Origin of the sequence: Thalassospira sp. MBR-102 (assembly GCF_040549275.1) — a bacterium.
In the GTDB taxonomy this organism is placed as follows: domain Bacteria; phylum Pseudomonadota; class Alphaproteobacteria; order Rhodospirillales; family Thalassospiraceae; genus Thalassospira; species Thalassospira xiamenensis.
This window is the reverse complement of record NZ_JBEPTC010000005.1, coordinates 161,908-176,503: the sequence shown is the minus strand read 5'-3', so window position 1 is coordinate 176,503 and position 14,596 is coordinate 161,908. Positions and strand designations below refer to the sequence as shown.

Annotated in this window: 16 protein-coding genes; 6 read left to right on the top strand and 10 right to left on the bottom strand. The window is 55.1% G+C overall.

The annotated features are described in order from the left end of the window. Positions 1-89 precede the first annotated feature (89 nt). The 3 genes from ABIE64_RS11335 to petA are packed head-to-tail and all read right to left on the bottom strand — an operon-like array spanning position 90 to position 2,690. On the bottom strand, positions 90-866 hold the full coding sequence (locus ABIE64_RS11335) for a cytochrome c1 (RefSeq protein ID WP_007090113.1): 777 nt from the start codon (positions 864-866) through the stop codon (positions 90-92). Continuing rightward, positions 859-2,127, bottom strand: coding sequence for a cytochrome b (locus ABIE64_RS11330; RefSeq protein ID WP_007090112.1), 1,269 nt, complete (start codon positions 2,125-2,127; stop codon positions 859-861). The genes ABIE64_RS11335 and ABIE64_RS11330 overlap by 8 nt, the downstream gene beginning before the upstream one ends. A gap of 11 nt (positions 2,128-2,138) precedes the next feature. Beyond that, positions 2,139-2,690, bottom strand: coding sequence for a ubiquinol-cytochrome c reductase iron-sulfur subunit (gene petA, locus ABIE64_RS11325; RefSeq protein WP_007090111.1), 552 nt, complete (start codon positions 2,688-2,690; stop codon positions 2,139-2,141). Between the two features lie 394 nt (positions 2,691-3,084). Here petA and ABIE64_RS11320 point away from each other — a divergent pair, with 394 nt between their 5' ends. Both ABIE64_RS11320 and hemF read left to right on the top strand, forming a co-directional pair. After that, positions 3,085-3,555, top strand: a complete 471-nt coding sequence (locus ABIE64_RS11320; RefSeq protein ID WP_037987335.1) for a tRNA (cytidine(34)-2'-O)-methyltransferase — start codon at positions 3,085-3,087, stop codon at positions 3,553-3,555. After that, positions 3,555-4,445, top strand: coding sequence for an oxygen-dependent coproporphyrinogen oxidase (gene hemF, locus ABIE64_RS11315; RefSeq protein WP_051682062.1), 891 nt, complete (start codon positions 3,555-3,557; stop codon positions 4,443-4,445). The genes ABIE64_RS11320 and hemF overlap by 1 nt, the downstream gene beginning before the upstream one ends. Positions 4,446-4,463: 18 nt before the next feature. Here hemF and ABIE64_RS11310 read toward each other — a convergent pair whose 3' ends face one another. Further along, a complete protein-coding gene (locus tag ABIE64_RS11310) occupies positions 4,464-5,381 on the bottom strand; it encodes a hypothetical protein (protein WP_354377490.1) in 918 nt (305 codons plus the stop codon). Positions 5,382-5,497: 116 nt separating this feature from the next. Next, positions 5,498-6,385 carry a choline sulfate utilization transcriptional regulator gene (locus tag ABIE64_RS11305; RefSeq protein WP_354377489.1) on the bottom strand — a complete coding sequence of 296 codons (888 nt, stop codon included), beginning with the start codon at positions 6,383-6,385 and terminating at the stop codon, positions 5,498-5,500. Positions 6,386-6,608: 223 nt separating this feature from the next. Here ABIE64_RS11305 and betC point away from each other — a divergent pair, with 223 nt between their 5' ends. Next, the gene (gene betC, locus ABIE64_RS11300) at positions 6,609-8,123 is read left to right on the top strand and encodes a choline-sulfatase (RefSeq protein WP_354377488.1); all 1,515 of its coding nucleotides are present in this window, start codon (positions 6,609-6,611) and stop codon (positions 8,121-8,123) included. A 41-nt stretch (positions 8,124-8,164) separates the two neighbouring features. Here the strand turns inward: betC and ABIE64_RS11295 are convergent, their stop codons facing one another. The 3 genes from ABIE64_RS11295 to ABIE64_RS11285 form a co-directional block, all read right to left on the bottom strand. After that, positions 8,165-8,629, bottom strand: coding sequence for a glutathione S-transferase family protein (locus ABIE64_RS11295; protein ID WP_354377527.1), 465 nt, complete (start codon positions 8,627-8,629; stop codon positions 8,165-8,167). A 2-nt stretch (positions 8,630-8,631) separates the two neighbouring features. Beyond that, positions 8,632-8,847 (bottom strand): thioredoxin domain-containing protein, encoded by a 216-nt coding sequence (locus tag ABIE64_RS11290; protein ID WP_354377487.1) that lies wholly within the window; start codon positions 8,845-8,847, stop codon positions 8,632-8,634. Between the two features lie 96 nt (positions 8,848-8,943). Beyond that, complete coding sequence (locus ABIE64_RS11285; RefSeq protein ID WP_007090104.1) at positions 8,944-9,840, bottom strand: branched-chain amino acid aminotransferase; 897 nt, start codon at positions 9,838-9,840, stop codon at positions 8,944-8,946. Between the two features lie 113 nt (positions 9,841-9,953). Between ABIE64_RS11285 and ABIE64_RS11280 the strand changes: the two genes are divergently transcribed. The 3 genes from ABIE64_RS11280 to ABIE64_RS11270 all read left to right on the top strand — a co-directional run bounded on the left by ABIE64_RS11280 (position 9,954) and on the right by ABIE64_RS11270 (position 12,740). Next, positions 9,954-10,469 carry a MarR family winged helix-turn-helix transcriptional regulator gene (locus ABIE64_RS11280; protein ID WP_007090103.1) on the top strand — a complete coding sequence of 172 codons (516 nt, stop codon included), beginning with the start codon at positions 9,954-9,956 and terminating at the stop codon, positions 10,467-10,469. Between the two features lie 155 nt (positions 10,470-10,624). Next, positions 10,625-11,353, top strand: a complete 729-nt coding sequence (locus ABIE64_RS11275; protein ID WP_354377486.1) for a response regulator — start codon at positions 10,625-10,627, stop codon at positions 11,351-11,353. Between the two features lie 88 nt (positions 11,354-11,441). Continuing rightward, entirely contained in the window at positions 11,442-12,740 is a 1,299-nt protein-coding gene (locus ABIE64_RS11270) for an ATP-binding protein (RefSeq protein ID WP_354377485.1), read from the top strand. Between the two features lie 76 nt (positions 12,741-12,816). Here the strand turns inward: ABIE64_RS11270 and ABIE64_RS11265 are convergent, their stop codons facing one another. Together ABIE64_RS11265 and ABIE64_RS11260 are read right to left on the bottom strand one after the other, a co-directional pair. Further along, the gene (locus tag ABIE64_RS11265) at positions 12,817-13,512 is read right to left on the bottom strand and encodes a nitroreductase family protein (RefSeq protein ID WP_065701714.1); all 696 of its coding nucleotides are present in this window, start codon (positions 13,510-13,512) and stop codon (positions 12,817-12,819) included. A gap of 206 nt (positions 13,513-13,718) precedes the next feature. Then, on the bottom strand, positions 13,719-14,402 hold the full coding sequence (locus tag ABIE64_RS11260; protein ID WP_065701713.1) for a GntR family transcriptional regulator: 684 nt from the start codon (positions 14,400-14,402) through the stop codon (positions 13,719-13,721). Positions 14,403-14,596 lie beyond the last annotated feature (194 nt).

Here is a 14,596-nt window from a genome sequence, read left to right as displayed (position 1 = left end):
AGTTCCGTGCGACGACGCTTTGCGATGCGCCAACAAATAAGGCCGCCGGTTTCCCGACGGCCTTTGATTTTTGACGATATCGCGAACGCTTAATGTTCGATATCGCGCCAGATTTTGCGTTTCACCGCATAGAGCATCGCGGTCAGAACGATCAGGAACAACAGAACTTTCATGCCCATTGATTTGCGGGCTTCAAGTTCCGGCTGTGCCGTCCAGTTCAGGAACGCAACCACGTCATGCGCGTGCTGTTCCATGGTCATCGGTGTGCCATCGGTGTACTCGACCGCTTCATCATAAAGCGGCGGTGCCATCGAAATCTGATGACCCGGGAAGTAGTGGTTGTAATACTTGCCTTCCGCAAGGTCGAAGCCCTCAGGTGCTTCTTCCTCGTAACCGGTCAGCAGGGCATAAACATAATCCGGACCATGCAGGCGTGCCTTCGTCATCAATGACAGATCGGGCGGAATCGCACCCCCGTTCGACGCAGCGGCAGCTTTGTCGTTCGGGAAAGGTGACGGGAAATAGTCCGACGCAATACCCGGACGGGTGAACATGTCACCATCATCGTTCGGGCCGTCTTCAATATCGTATTCCGCCGCGATGGCCTTGATCTGGTCTTCGTTAAACCCGATGCCTTCCAGGTTACGGAACGCTATGAAACGAAGACTGTGGCAACCGGCACACACGTTTTTGTAAACCTGGAAACCGCGCTGCATCTGCGCCCGGTCATAGGTGCCAAAAAGCCCCTGCCAGCTCCATTCCTGTGCTTCCGGAACCGGAGCGTTGCCCGCGGCCTTTGCCGATGTGCCGGCAAAGGCGCTCAGTGCGAATGCCGCAGCAATGGCGGTCAATGCAAACTTACGCATTTGCGCCTCCCTTGAGTACGGATTCGCTGATGCTGGCCGGAAGCGGTTTGGGCCGTTCCAGTTTACCGACAATCGGCATGACCAGAAGGAAATGCGCGAAGTAGTAAAGCGTTGCCAGCTGGCCAACGGTGATCACTTTAAGCCCTTCGATCCCCAAGAAGTAGTCATCCGGGGCCTTCTTGCCGCAATATCCAAGGATAAAGCAGTCAATGAACAGGATCAGGAAGAACCACTTGTAAACCGGGCGGAACTTCGAACTGCGCACCTTCGAGGTATCAAGCCACGGAATGACGAACAGAACGATGATGGATGCAAACATCGCAAGCACGCCAAGCAGCTTTGCCGGAATACCGAAGATGGTGAAGTCGATGGACCGCAGGATCGCATAGAACGGCAGGAAGTACCATTCCGGCACGATATGCGGCGGGGTCACCAGCGGGTTCGCCGGGATATAGTTATCCGGCTCGCCAAAGAAGTCGGGCGCAAAGAACACGAAGAACAGGAAGAAGATCAGGAACACGCCCATACCGAACAGATCCTTGATCGTATAGTACGGGTGGAACGCGATTGCATCCTGCGGTGTCTTGATTTCAACGCCGGTCGGGTTGTTCGACCGTACGGTGTGCAGGGCCCAGACATGCAGGACCACAAGACCAAGGATCACGAACGGCATCAGGTAATGCAGCGAGAAGAACCGGTTGAGCGTCGGGTTATCAACCGAGAAACCGCCCCAAAGCCATGTCACCAGCGGATCGCCAATGATCGGGAAGGCCGAGAACAGGTTGGTAATAACCGTCGCCCCCCAGAATGACATCTGGCCCCACGGCAGGACATAGCCCATGAACGCGGTTGCCATCATCGCCAGAAGGATCAGGATACCGATCCACCACAGCATTTCACGCGGTGCTTTGTAAGACCCGTAATACAGGCCACGGAAAATATGGATATAGACGCAGATGAAGAACATCGATGCGCCGTTCATGTGGATATAGCGGATCAGCCAGCCATAGTTCACATCACGCATGATGCGCTCGACCGACCAGAACGCCATATCGGCATGCGGGGTGTAATTCATCACCAGGAAAATCCCGGAGAGAATCATCGTCACCAGAACAAAACCGGCCAAAGAACCGAAGTTCCACATATAGGACAGGTTCTTCGGGGTCGGATATTCATAAGCGGAGTGATGCAACATGGAGAAGACCGGAAGACGGTCATCGACCCATTTCACTACCTTGTTATTCCAAACGGGTGCACTCATCTACCTGCTCCTTAGCCGATCTGAACCGACGTGTCGGTGAGGAAGGTGTAGGTCGGCACGACAAGGTTCAGCGGTGCCGGACCTTTGCGGATACGACCGGACGTGTCGTAGTGCGACCCGTGGCACGGACAATACCATCCGTCATAATCACCGCGTGTCTCACCGGTTGCCGTGCCCATCGGAATGCAGCCCAGATGGGTGCAGACACCGACCACGATCAGCCATTCCTTTTTCTGGACACGGGCTTCATCGGATTGCGGATCGACCAGCTCGTTCAAGGAAACCTCTTCGGCTTCATTGATTTCACGTTCGGTACGGTGGCGGATGAATACGGGTTTACCGCGCCACATGACCTTGACGGCCTGACCGACCGGAATATTTGACAGGTTAACTTCGACCGAGGCCAGCGCAAGAACGTCCTTGGACGGGTTCATGCTGTCCACGAACGGCCACAGCGCCATGCCGGTGCCAACAACACCGACTGCCGTGGTCGCCAGGGTCAGAAAATCCCTGCGGTTCTCGTCCGGAGTGTGGTCCCCGGATGATTGCACCGTTTGCGACATAATGTATTCCTCTTTCTGCCCCCAAAACAGGCATGCGGAATGCCCAACTGCACACTTAGGGCAAAGACCTTTAATTTCCATTGATGGAAATCAAACAATGCTTTTGCCCCAAAGCCTTCAGGCCTGAAACCGGGTTCGTATACTAACAAAAAGGGGGTTTGTTAAGGGGAACTTGGAGTTGCAAATTGTTCGCATTCGATTTGCCTATTTGGTTTTGCGGTGCACAATCGAAGCGAACGTAGCGTTTTCTAACAGACTGGCGTATTCACAACCAAGTGGTTATATCCTTGTCTCGTCTTATTCCAAATAAGTCTAATGGCGATATATCGGCGTAATTTTGTAAGGTTTTGCGCCCGGATTTCAGATCGAAAATGTTGCGAGTCTATAAAGCCTTATGAGAATCTGTCTGTTCGAACCCGACATTCCACAAAACACCGGTACCATCCTGCGCATGGCGGCATGTCTCGGGGTTCCCGTCGACATTATCGAGCCCTGCGGTTTTCTTCTGACCTCGGCGGCGCTCAAGCGTGCGGGGATGGATTATCTGGGGGCGGCGGATTATACACGCCATGCCGATTGGCGCGGCTTTGTGCAGGCGCGTAAGGATGGAACCGTTCCCGGGCGTCTGGTATTGCTGACGACCAAGGGGGCGGTGCCTTATTGCGATTTTGACTATCGACCCGATGATATTCTGATGCTGGGCTCCGAAAGCAGTGGCGTGCCCGATCAGGTGCATGATTATGTCGATGCCCGCGTCGTTATTCCGCTTAAACCCGGAATGCGGTCGCTTAACGTCGCGATGGCTACGGCAATGACATTGGGCGAAGCCCTGCGCCAAACCAACAGCTTCCCGGAGAAGGCCTGATGACCAGCACCGATAACGATCTGATCGCCCAAAAGATCGAAGAGCACAAGGAAACGGCGCGGAACTGGTTCCGCCAGTTGCGCGACGAAATCTGTGCCAGTTTCGAGGCGCTCGAAGACAGCTATACCGGACCGCTCGCCGATCAACCGGCCGGGCGGTTTGAACGCAAAAGCTGGGAACGTGGCAAAGATCAGAATGGCGAAGATCAGGGCGGCGGCGAAATGTCGGTCATGAAGGGCCGCGTTTTTGAAAAGGTCGGCGTCAATATCTCGACCGTTTATGGCGAATTTTCCGAAAAATTCCGCGCTGAAATTCCCGGTGCGGATAAAAATCCGAATTTCTGGGCGGCGGGCATTTCACTGGTGGCCCATCCCTGTTCACCGCATGTCCCGGCGGTTCATATGAATACCCGCCATATCGTGACCACCAAGGCATGGTTCGGCGGTGGGGCTGACCTGACCCCCGTATTCCCGCAGGATGCCGACACCGCCGATTTTCACGGCGCGCTGAAGGCGGCCTGTGACGCGCATGACGATGATTATTACGACCGGTTCAAAAAATGGTGCGATGAATATTTCTTCCTGCCGCACCGGAACGAACCGCGTGGGGTGGGCGGGATTTTCTATGATTATCTCGATGCTGACTGGGATGCGGATTTTGCCTTCACACAGGATGTCGGCCGCGCCTTTCGCGACATCTATCCCGAACTGGTCAAACGCCATTACAACAAATCCTGGACCGACGATGAACGCCGTGCCCAATTAATCAAGCGCGGACGCTACGTCGAATTCAACCTGCTCCATGATCGCGGAACGCGCTTTGGTCTGATGACCGGCGGCAATACCGAGGCGATCCTGATGTCCCTGCCGCCCGAGGCCAACTGGCCTTAAGCCAGAGGGCGGGGGCTGTCACTGCGATGAAACGGTCGGATGATCCCTATCGATTGTTTCTGCCGTCGCGTTCAATGTGTGCCAGTCCTCGACTTTGGGATGGATGACGCCATTATTCATCAGGCAAAGCCTTATAAAACCATTGTCGCGCAATGTCTTGATACCGCGGTTCAGGGCTTCGATCACCTTATCGGCATCTTTCAGTTTTCGCGAAACCATGAAATGCTGCGTTTCGGGCAGGGATACCTTTATGCCGGGAATGGGGTACAGCCATATGCCGTCGACTTCCCGGCCCATATCCGGCCGGGATGAAAATTCAAGCAACGTGAAATCGGCACGACCGGCATTGATGATCGAAAACATTTGTTTGACTGTCGCCGCATTGGTCAGGCTTGCCAGTGGCAGACTTTCAAGAACCTGCCAGTCCAGTCGCCAGTTGCGGATGCCCACCGCCCGGAGTGTGTGAATATCTGGCAGGGCGTTATCGGCTTTGCCCTCCATAAATCCGCGCGGTGCATAAAGGCCTTTCTCGATCTCGCCTGCTCTTAAAAGCGGATCAGTTTTAAGGAAATCGTCATTTCCGGAAATGTTGAAGGCCCAGTCTGTTTTGATATCGGCCATCCCCGATGCAATCATTTTCCGGCTGCGCTCGGAATTGGGGGATATGACGGGTTCGAACTCGGCCTTGATGCCGCCCGCATGCAGGGCTTCGTTTAGCAGGGTATAATTCATCAGCGAAAGGTTCGATTGATTGCTTTCCCGGCATTTTCGGCAATCATCTGATGGGCTGCGAATGCATGCTTCAACGCCCTCAATATCCGCCTGCCTTACCGGAAGCCGGATAATCTGGTCCTGCTTCAAGGGCGCCGTACTGGCGCTGGTGGCGAGAAGCATGAACGACGCGGCGATTGTCATCACAGATTGCATGATCCGCATGACGTTCCTCATTCACATTTATTCTTATGTGTTTTCTGTTTTACCGCAGGAAAAAGTAAAAAACTATCCAAAAGTATTAGTTTTAAGGGGTGCTTTTCAATCGGCATGTCAGCGCCTCAGGTCTCGTTGATCAGCCAATCCAGAAGAGCGGCGGTTGTGTCGTGGGCCGACGGGCTTGGCACCAGCCAGTATCCCCGATCAGGGCGGGTGATTTCGGGACCTACCTGTATCAGGCTGCCCTGCGCCAGATGATGATCGACAAGCCCGATCCAGCCCAGTGCCAGTCCCTGCTCGGCAAGGGCTGCCTGAATGACAAAACCATATGTGTTCAGGCCCAGATCGCCCTGTTCGGGTTCGCGGGCAACCCCGTGTGCCGCCAGCCACGTCGCCCATGTCAGCCAGCGGGCCTTTTCCGTGGTTTCAAGATGCAGCAACGGCACATTGGCAAATTGTGCCGGATCGTCGAACGGGCCATATCGTTCAAGGAAACCGGGTGCGCAGACCGGCACGACGCGTTCGGGAATCAGAAGCTTTGCGCTTGGCGGAAAATCGCCCCTCGCGCCGAACACCATCGCCGCATCGGTATCGCGTTCCAGTTCGTCCTCAAGACTTTGCGACGCCACGATATGCACTTCGGCCTTGGGATGCCGGCGACGGAAATCCGCCACGCGCGGCATCAGCCAGAAGGCGGCAAAACCATAATCGGTAAAAATCCGGATCGCCGGATCGCGCGCCTTGCGCAACGTTTCCTGTGCCGCGTCATCGATGCGTTCCACACTTGCCCGCACCGCCCGAAACAGAACCTCGCCCGCTTCGGTCAACCGGCTGCCGCCCTGTGATCGGTGGAAAAGCGACAGGCCAAGCTGCTCCTCCACCCGCCGGATCTGATAGGTCACGGCGGGCTGTGTCAGGCCAAGTTCCTGTGCGGCCCGTGTCAGGCTGCCCAGTCGGCCAACCGCGTCAAAAGTCCGAAGCCATCCAAGGTCAAGATGTCGCTGGGCCATAAAGAATCTTTATAATAGCAATTAAAAAACACCGGCTTTCGCCATGGGTCGATTTGTGAATTTAATGGAGTATATCAGATCAGCATCAAAAAGAATAAGCGGAGCTTCGCCAGAATGTCGGACCACTTCCCTGCCATCACGCAGTTCCTTGCGGTGTCGGATCGTTCTGGCTGGTGCTGTCCGTCTTTTTCCGCGTGATACCCGTTAAAAAGCAGTACATTAAATGAAACGCCCGAATATCCTTATCGTGATGGCCGACCAGCTAAACGGAACGCTTTTCCCCGATGGCCCGGCTGAATTCCTCCATACCCCGCATCTTTCCGCCCTTGCGGCCCGGTCTGCGCGGTTTCGCAATTGCTATACCGCATCTCCGCTGTGTGCGCCGGGGCGGGCATCCTTCATGGCCGGACAATTGCCCAGTCGCACCCGGGTCTATGACAACGCAGCCGAATTCTGTTCCGACATTCCGACCTACGCCCATCATTTGCGCCGCGCGGGATATCACACCTGCCTGTCGGGCAAGATGCATTTTGTCGGCCCCGATCAGTTGCATGGCTTCGAAGAACGTCTGACCACCGATATTTATCCCGCCGATTTCGGCTGGACGCCCGATTATCGCAAGCCGGGCGAACGCATCGACTGGTGGTATCATAATCTGGGTTCTGTCACCGGGGCCGGCGTGGGCGAGATTTCCAACCAGATGGAATATGATGACGAGGTCGCCTATCACGCCACCCACAAGCTGTATGACCTGGCCCGGGGCAAGGATGACCGCCCATGGTGCCTGACCGTCAGCTTCACCCATCCCCATGATCCTTACGTCGCGCGCAGGAAATTCTGGGACCTTTACGAAGACTGCCCGGCGCTGGAACCCTCCGTTTCGGCGATCCCGTTTGATGAACAGGATGCCCATTCAAAACGCCTGATGGCGGCGTGCGACCATACCGCCTTTGACATTACCGATGACAATATCCGCCGGTCGCGCCGCGCCTATTTCGCCAATATTTCCTATATCGATGACAAGATCGGCGACATCATCGATGTGCTCGAACGCACCCGGCAGGTGGATAACACCATCATTCTGTTCCTGTCCGATCATGGTGATATGCTGGGTGATCGCGGTCTTTGGTTTAAAATGAGCTTCTTCGAAGGTTCGGCACGTGTGCCCTTGATGATGGCGGGGCCGAACATCACACCGGGCAGCTACACCGATCCGGTATCGACCCTTGATGTCACGCCGACCCTTGCCGAACTGGCCGGTATCTCGCTTGATGATGTCATGCCCTGGACCGATGGCATCAGCCTCGTGCCCGGCTTTTCCGGCACCCGGCGCAGCGAACCCGTTCTGATGGAATACGCCGCCGAGGGATCAAACGCCCCGCTGGTCTGCATTCGCGACGGGCGCTGGAAATACGTTCATTGCGAACTCGATCCCGAACAGCTTTTCGATCTTGAAACCGATCCGGACGAATTGCGCAATCTGGCCCCCGATCCGGCATATGCCCGGCAGATTGATGCGTTCCGCAAGCAGCGCGATGCGCGCTGGGACATGGCGGCATTTGACAGTGCGGTCCGCGAAAGTCAGGCCCGGCGCTGGATCGTTTATCAATCGCTTCGCAACGGTGCCTATTTCCCGTGGGATTACCAACCCTTGCAAAAGGCATCCGAACGCTATATGCGCAATCACATGGACCTCAATCAGCTGGAAGAGAGCCAACGCTTCCCGCGTGGGGAATAGATATCTGCGATATACCAGAACTGCCTTGGGGATGATCCGGCTTAAGAAGGCGGCTGACCCTGGTCATGGGTTTGACCGCTATAGCCGGTTTGCGCCATCGATGGACGGGCGCAGAAATCCTCATACCATTGGCTCAGCCTCGGGCGACCGGTTCTGAAATCGGCCAGTTCGCGAAACGCGATCCAGTCAAGCCCGGTCGCGAGCGCGATATGACCTCCATTGAGCGGCGCTTTGGGATCAAGTTCGTTTTCCAGATAGTCAAATGCTTCGATCAGCTTGGTTTTCTGTCCCTCGGCCAGCGGCGGGTACCGCAGGTTTTCCGGGCGACGATTGGTTTCCCAGCGATAAGCCACACCGGCATCACAGATACCCTGCGCCAATGCCTGCAAACGCAGCACCTGCCAGCGTTCCGTGCCCGCTACCGGGATCAGCTTCCGACTGGTATGCAGGCTATCAAGATATTCGCAGATCACGTCCGAATCAAACAGGGTCATGCCATCTGGCAGGATCAGAACCGGGACCTTGCCCAGCGGATTGGCTCTAAAACCCGGTCATTGCGATTGGTCGGGCTGGTTTCCTGATGGATGACCTCGATCCGGTCGTCCAATCCGCATTCAAGGGCAAAGACCAGTGCCTTGCGCGCAAATGGGGAATGGGTCTGATACAGCAGGGTATGATTGCCATTTTGTATATCATCAGACTTTTGTGAAAATGGCGTCGTCATGATGCGTTTTGTCCCTGGATCAAAAAATAGCCCGGCAAACGGATGCCGGGCTATTTTTCATTAAAAGTGAATAATCGGGCTGATTATTGAATTTTACTACTCGGCGGCAACGGCTTCTTTTTCACCGCGCACCAGCGCCATATAGTCTTCCATCAGCGTCTTGCAGACATGGGCCGGGGTGAAGGTGTAATCGGCGATGGAGGCCACCGGGGTCACTTCGGCTGCCGTCCCGGTCAGGAAGCATTCCTCGAATTCCGCCATTTCTTCAGGCATGATCGCCCGTTCAATCACCTCGAAACCGCGCGCTTTGGCAAGCCCGATCACGGTGCGGCGCGTAATACCATCCAGGAAGCAATCCGGGGTCGGGGTATGGATTTTGCCATCCTTGACAAAGAACACGTTCGCCCCGGTCGCCTCGGCAATCTGACCGCGGTAGTCAAGCATCAGCGCATCGGCAAAACCGTTGCGTTCCGCTTCGTGTTTCGACAGGGTGCAGATCATGTAAAGACCGGCTGCCTTGGCCGAGGTCGGCGCGGTATTCGGGGCCGGACGGGCCCATTTCGAAAGGGCGAGACGGATGCCTTTCAGGCGTTCTTCCGGCTTGAAATAGCTGGGCCATTCCCAGGTGGCAATCGCGACATTGATGCGCGTGGTCTGGGCCGAAACACCCATCATTTCACTGCCGCGCCATGCAATGCGGCGGATATAGCCATCGGTGATATTGTTGGCCGCAAGTGTTTCGATCACCGCATCATCAAGTTCGGCCGCGCTGTAAGGCACTTTCATATCGAGAATTTCACCCGATTTGATCAGACGCTGACCATGTTCGGCAAGTTTGAACACTTTACCGTTATAAGCCCGTTCCCCTTCGAAGACGGCGCTGCCATAATGGACCGCATGGCTCAGCACATGGAGGGTGCTTTCACGCCAGGGTTTAAGTTCGCCATTATACCAGATAAAACCATCACGGTTGTCGAAGGTCGGAGTGATCATTTGCCAGATTCCAATTCAAAAGGGCACTTGGACGTAACTTTATGTCCTTAATTGTCTGGCCGGAGTAACATTCATCGATTAATATGTCAATATAACTGACATAACGGAAAAGCATGGCTGATATCTCAACACGCAAGGTAAACCCGCTTTTTCTGCGGGAAGAAGAGCTTAGGCAAGGTATTGAACTGCTGTTCTATGCCTATCGCGATTTCACGGCAGTGGCAGATCAGATACTTGAGCAATATAATTTCGGTCGCGCCCATCACCGGGTCATTTATTTCGTCAGCCGCAACCCCGGCATTACGGTAAGCGAGCTTCTGTCGATTCTTAAAATTACCAAGCAGTCCCTATCGCGTGTTCTGGGCCAACTGGTGCGCGAAGGCTTCATCGATCAGAAAACCGGTGTGCAGGATCGTCGCCAGCGGCTTTTGACCCTGACGGAAAAGGGCGAAGCGCTGGAACGTGAACTGACCGAAAATCAGCGCAGCCTGATCGCGGCCGCCTATCGCGAAGCCGGGGCCGAGGCGGTTGAGGGTTTTCGCAAGGTGATGCTGGGCATGCTCGAAGAACCCGACCGGGCCCGTTTCACCGATGACAGCCCGCCCGGTATGCGCCGCCGGGCGAGTTAGCGATGTTTCGTTAGAATTTTTTATCGCGACAATCACCGGATCAGGATGCTGACCTGATCCGGTGTCTTTTGGACAGATACAATTTTGAAACTTTTTTTTGCCTAACTCGCATAGGATAAAGCGTTTCAGATGTTCAGGTTTCAGGAGAGCCGTGTATGAGCCGTCACGATCAGCCGCACATTCTTGTGGTCGATGACGATGACCGTCTGCGTGATTTGCTGACCCGTTATCTGGGCGAAAACGGATTTGTGGTTTCGGCCGCGCGAAATGCTGCCGAAGCGCGGTCCAGCCTTGCCGGCATGCAGTTTGATCTTCTGGTGCTGGATGTTCTGATGCCCGGTGAGAAGGGGGTTGATCTTGCGCGTAGCTTACGCGGCAAGGGGACGAAGGTGCCGATCCTTCTGCTGACAGCACTTTCGGAAACCGAAGACCGCATTTCCGGGCTTGAGGCGGGGGCGGATGATTACCTTGCCAAACCGTTCGAGCCCCGTGAGCTTGTCCTTCGGATCGAAGCCATTTTACGTCGCTATGCCCAAGTACCAGCGCCGTTAGATGAGAACGCGCGCGATGACAAATCCACCATGGCGCAGTTTGGCAACTTCACCTTTGACCTCAGTCGGATGACGTTGCAGCGCGGATCGGAGCATATCTATCTGACAAGTGCCGAGCAGGCGCTTCTGGCCGCTCTTGTGCGCAGGCGCGGTGAAACAACAACGCGTGAAGACCTTCACCAGATGATGGGCGGAAATGCCGTTGATCCCGGCGCATCGCGCAGCATTGATGTGCAGGTGACGCGCCTTCGGCGCAAGTTCGAGGAAGACCCGAAACAACCAAGATACTTGCAGACGGTACGCGGACGGGGCTATGTCCTGTATGTTGATTAACACAGATTGGCCGAACCGCCGACTGGCCAGTGACGGATAGGGATTAAGGGTTTTGGGCAGCGAAAACGCAGGATGGATCAAGTCATTTATGCCGAAAGGTCTTTTGGGCCGGTCGCTTCTGATCCTGATGACGCCGATGCTGCTGTTGCAGATCGTCACCGTGCTGATCTTTTTCGAACGGCATTGGGATACGGTCGCGCGCCAGCTAAGCCGTGGTCTTGCCGGTGATGTTGTTTTCGTCATTGATTATCTTGGCGAATATCCGGATGCGGAGCATTTTGAGTGGCTGCAGCATTCCGCACGCACGCGTTTGCAGCTTGATATCCTGTTTGAACCCGATGAAATCCTTGAGCAGCAGATTACCCAACCGCCTTTCGGGCTGGTGTCGCAGGAACTGTTCACCGCGTTGGATGAGCGTCTGGAGCGCCCATTCTTCTTTGATCTTGATGTCGATGACCGCCAGCTTGAAATTCGGGTACAGTTGAAGGACGGAGTCCTTTCCATCATTGCCCCGCGAAAGCGTCTTTATTCGTCTACCACTTATATCTTCTTTATGTGGATCGCGGGTTCCGCCCTGATCCTGTATGGCGTTGCCGTGATGTTCATGCGCAATCAGGTCCGTCCGATCCGTCGTCTTGCCAAGGCTGCCGATCAGTTTGGTCGCGGTGTGGAAGTTGATACCTTCAAACCCGAAGGTGCGGCCGAGGTGCGATTGGCGGCATCTTCCTTCATTTCGATGCGTGATCGTATTGCACGGCACTTGTCGCAACGGACCGCCTTGCTGGCCGGGGTGTCGCATGATCTTCGCACGCCGCTGACGCGCATGAAGCTGGAACTGGCGATGCAGGGTTCGTTGCCCGGTGTTGACGCGCTTAAGCAGGATGTTGTCGACATGGAACGTATGGTCGATGCCTATCTTGCGTTTGCACGCGGCGAAGAAGGCGAAAAGGCCGTGCCAACTGATATTGGCAAGCTGATTACCGATCAGGTTGGGGAAGCGCTGCGCGATGGTCAGCAGATTGATCTGCATATCGCCGATAGTCTGGAAATGGAACTGCGTCCGCAATCCGTGCGGCGTTGTCTTGCCAATATCATGTCCAATGCCGGGCGCTATGCCAATAACCTGTCGGTTCGCGCGGGACGTCGCGGGCAGGATTATGAAATTGTCTTTGACGATGATGGTCCGGGTATTCCGGCTGACAAGCGCGAAGACGTTTTCAAGCCTTTCTATCGTCTTGAGGAATCGCGTAATCAGGCGACGGGTGGTGTCGGTCTTGGCATGACAATTGCGCGTGATTCAGCGCGTGGCCATGGCGGTGATGTCTACCTTGAAGATGCGCCGGGCGGCGGGCTTCGCGTCCGTCTTGTCCTGCCGATCGGGCATTAAGCGTCTTTGGAATGTTAAACAGAAAGCCCCAAGCCCCGCCGTGCCGCGGGGCTTCTTGTTTTGGGTCTGATGTGTTTCAGAAGAAAGTCGCGATTTCCGAAAGGTCTTTTTTCTCGGTCGCGTGTTTCGGGATCGTCGCATCCGCTGCCGGATATCCGGTGACCAGAAGGATATAGGGCTTGTTGTGGTCCGGGCGTTGGCAGATTTCGGTCAGGAAGCTCATCGGGTTTGGCGTATGTGTCAGTGTCGCAAGCCCCGCACGATGCAGGGCCGCGATCAGAAAGCCGGTCGCGATGGAAACGGATTCCGGCACGTAATAGTTTTTGCGCAACTTCCCGTCGGCCGACGCACTTTTACGTTCGCCGAAAATGCAAATCAGCCATGGTGCGATTTCCAGAAACGGTTTGCTGTCATCTGTGCCCAAGGGGCGAAGAGCTTCGATCCATTCTTCGCCAGCGCGGCCGGCATAAAATGCGCGTTCTTCTTCCTCGGCAGCGGTGCGGATTTTCTTTTTCATTGCCGGATCGCCGATAACCGAAAAATGCCATGGCTGATGATTGGCCCCATTGGGGGCCGTACCCGCCGCACGAATGCATGTTTCGATGATGTCGCGTGGCACCGGCCGATCCGAAAATTCGCGTACCGTATGGCGCGTACGGATTTCATCATAAAATGCCTGCGCACCAAGGCGCATCTCGTCAATCGGTCGTTCCTGATAATCGGGCAACGGGATCGGTAAAAATTCGGTGGTCGGGGTGGGGCGGTTTGTCATGGTGCTCTCTAATATTTGTTTGTTTAAATTGTCAGACAATCGTAATCGAGGGAATTCGGGGATGCAAGTTTCATGTCCAGCGCCGATAAAGGAGTTGATGAAGGACCCGGGATAGACTGGCAATCTGGTTCGGAGATGTGCCGTGAGGTGGGGTTCTATGCGGTCGCACATCCGGCAAGGGACCGGGTTGGCAGGGGGAATAGCCGTCAGTCTGCCGGGCTTTCGGCGAAATGATTGTCAGGCAGCGATTGCACCAATTGGCGCGAATGATCGACATGATCAATCATGATAGCCTCGGCTTTGGCGGCATCCCCGCTGCGAACTGCGTCAACAATGTCACGATGCCGGGTATTGGTTTGCAGGACCTTGTCATCAGCGACCAGAACGCGGAATTGCAGCCAATAAACACTGTTGGAAATCCGTCGCAACTGTTCACATAAAAGCGCGTTGCCGGTGACATCGGCAAACAGCATATGGAAGGCAAGGTTGTGGCGCGACATGGCGGCAAGGTCGTTACGGGTTTCGGCAGTGTCCAGCTCGGCCTGGATGGCAAGCAATTTCGACGCATCGTTTTGAAGTGTCGGGGTTGCCAGCCGCACGGCAAGGCCTTCAAGCGCACCCCGCACGACAAACAGATCATCGACTTCGCGTCGTGTCATGTGGCGCACGCTGACCCCGCGATAGGGTTGGCTGTGCAGTAGCCCGTCTGCGGTCAATTGACGAAAGGCTTCGCGAACGGATGGACGGCTGACGCCAAGGCGTTTGGCAAAATCGATTTCCGTCAGACGTTGACCCGGTACCAAGCGCCCGTCGCGCACTGCATTGGTGATGGCACCTGAAACCTGCTGAACGGTCAGACTATCGTTGGGTAATGCGGCGGTTTCTGTCATTTTTCACCGGATTGCGATGGATCATTGCCGTGCGGCGCATCGTAGCCTATCTATGGGGCAGTTCGCGTTTGCGATATAGACCTGATGCGATTATCGTGCACTATTGTCAGACAATATTCTACACTTAATTTGTATATTTATATGTTGTCTTACATAAAAATACACAAATGATGAATGTTTTCTTGCGATATACG

Excerpts from the sequence above, each read along its gene's own strand:
- ABIE64_RS11270 (WP_354377485.1), top strand. The coding sequence starts at position 11,442 with ATGCCGAAAGGTCTTTTGGGCCGGTCGCTTCTGATCCTGATGACGCCG.
- ABIE64_RS11290 (WP_354377487.1), bottom strand. The coding sequence starts at position 8,847 with ATGACGACGCCATTTTCACAAAAGTCTGATGATATACAAAATGGCAAT.
- ABIE64_RS11305 (WP_354377489.1), bottom strand. The coding sequence starts at position 6,385 with ATGGCCCAGCGACATCTTGACCTTGGATGGCTTCGGACTTTTGACGCG.
- ABIE64_RS11330 (WP_007090112.1), bottom strand. The coding sequence starts at position 2,127 with ATGAGTGCACCCGTTTGGAATAACAAGGTAGTGAAATGGGTCGATGAC.
- ABIE64_RS11285 (WP_007090104.1), bottom strand. The coding sequence starts at position 9,840 with ATGATCACTCCGACCTTCGACAACCGTGATGGTTTTATCTGGTATAAT.
- petA (WP_007090111.1), bottom strand. The coding sequence starts at position 2,690 with ATGTCGCAAACGGTGCAATCATCCGGGGACCACACTCCGGACGAGAAC.
- hemF (WP_051682062.1), top strand. The coding sequence starts at position 3,555 with ATGACCAGCACCGATAACGATCTGATCGCCCAAAAGATCGAAGAGCAC.
- ABIE64_RS11265 (WP_065701714.1), bottom strand. The coding sequence starts at position 13,512 with ATGACAAACCGCCCCACCCCGACCACCGAATTTTTACCGATCCCGTTG.
- betC (WP_354377488.1), top strand. The coding sequence starts at position 6,609 with ATGAAACGCCCGAATATCCTTATCGTGATGGCCGACCAGCTAAACGGA.
- ABIE64_RS11320 (WP_037987335.1), top strand. The coding sequence starts at position 3,085 with ATGAGAATCTGTCTGTTCGAACCCGACATTCCACAAAACACCGGTACC.
- ABIE64_RS11335 (WP_007090113.1), bottom strand. The coding sequence starts at position 866 with ATGCGTAAGTTTGCATTGACCGCCATTGCTGCGGCATTCGCACTGAGC.
- ABIE64_RS11310 (WP_354377490.1), bottom strand. The coding sequence starts at position 5,381 with ATGCGGATCATGCAATCTGTGATGACAATCGCCGCGTCGTTCATGCTT.
- ABIE64_RS11280 (WP_007090103.1), top strand. The coding sequence starts at position 9,954 with ATGGCTGATATCTCAACACGCAAGGTAAACCCGCTTTTTCTGCGGGAA.
- ABIE64_RS11260 (WP_065701713.1), bottom strand. The coding sequence starts at position 14,402 with ATGACAGAAACCGCCGCATTACCCAACGATAGTCTGACCGTTCAGCAG.
- ABIE64_RS11275 (WP_354377486.1), top strand. The coding sequence starts at position 10,625 with ATGAGCCGTCACGATCAGCCGCACATTCTTGTGGTCGATGACGATGAC.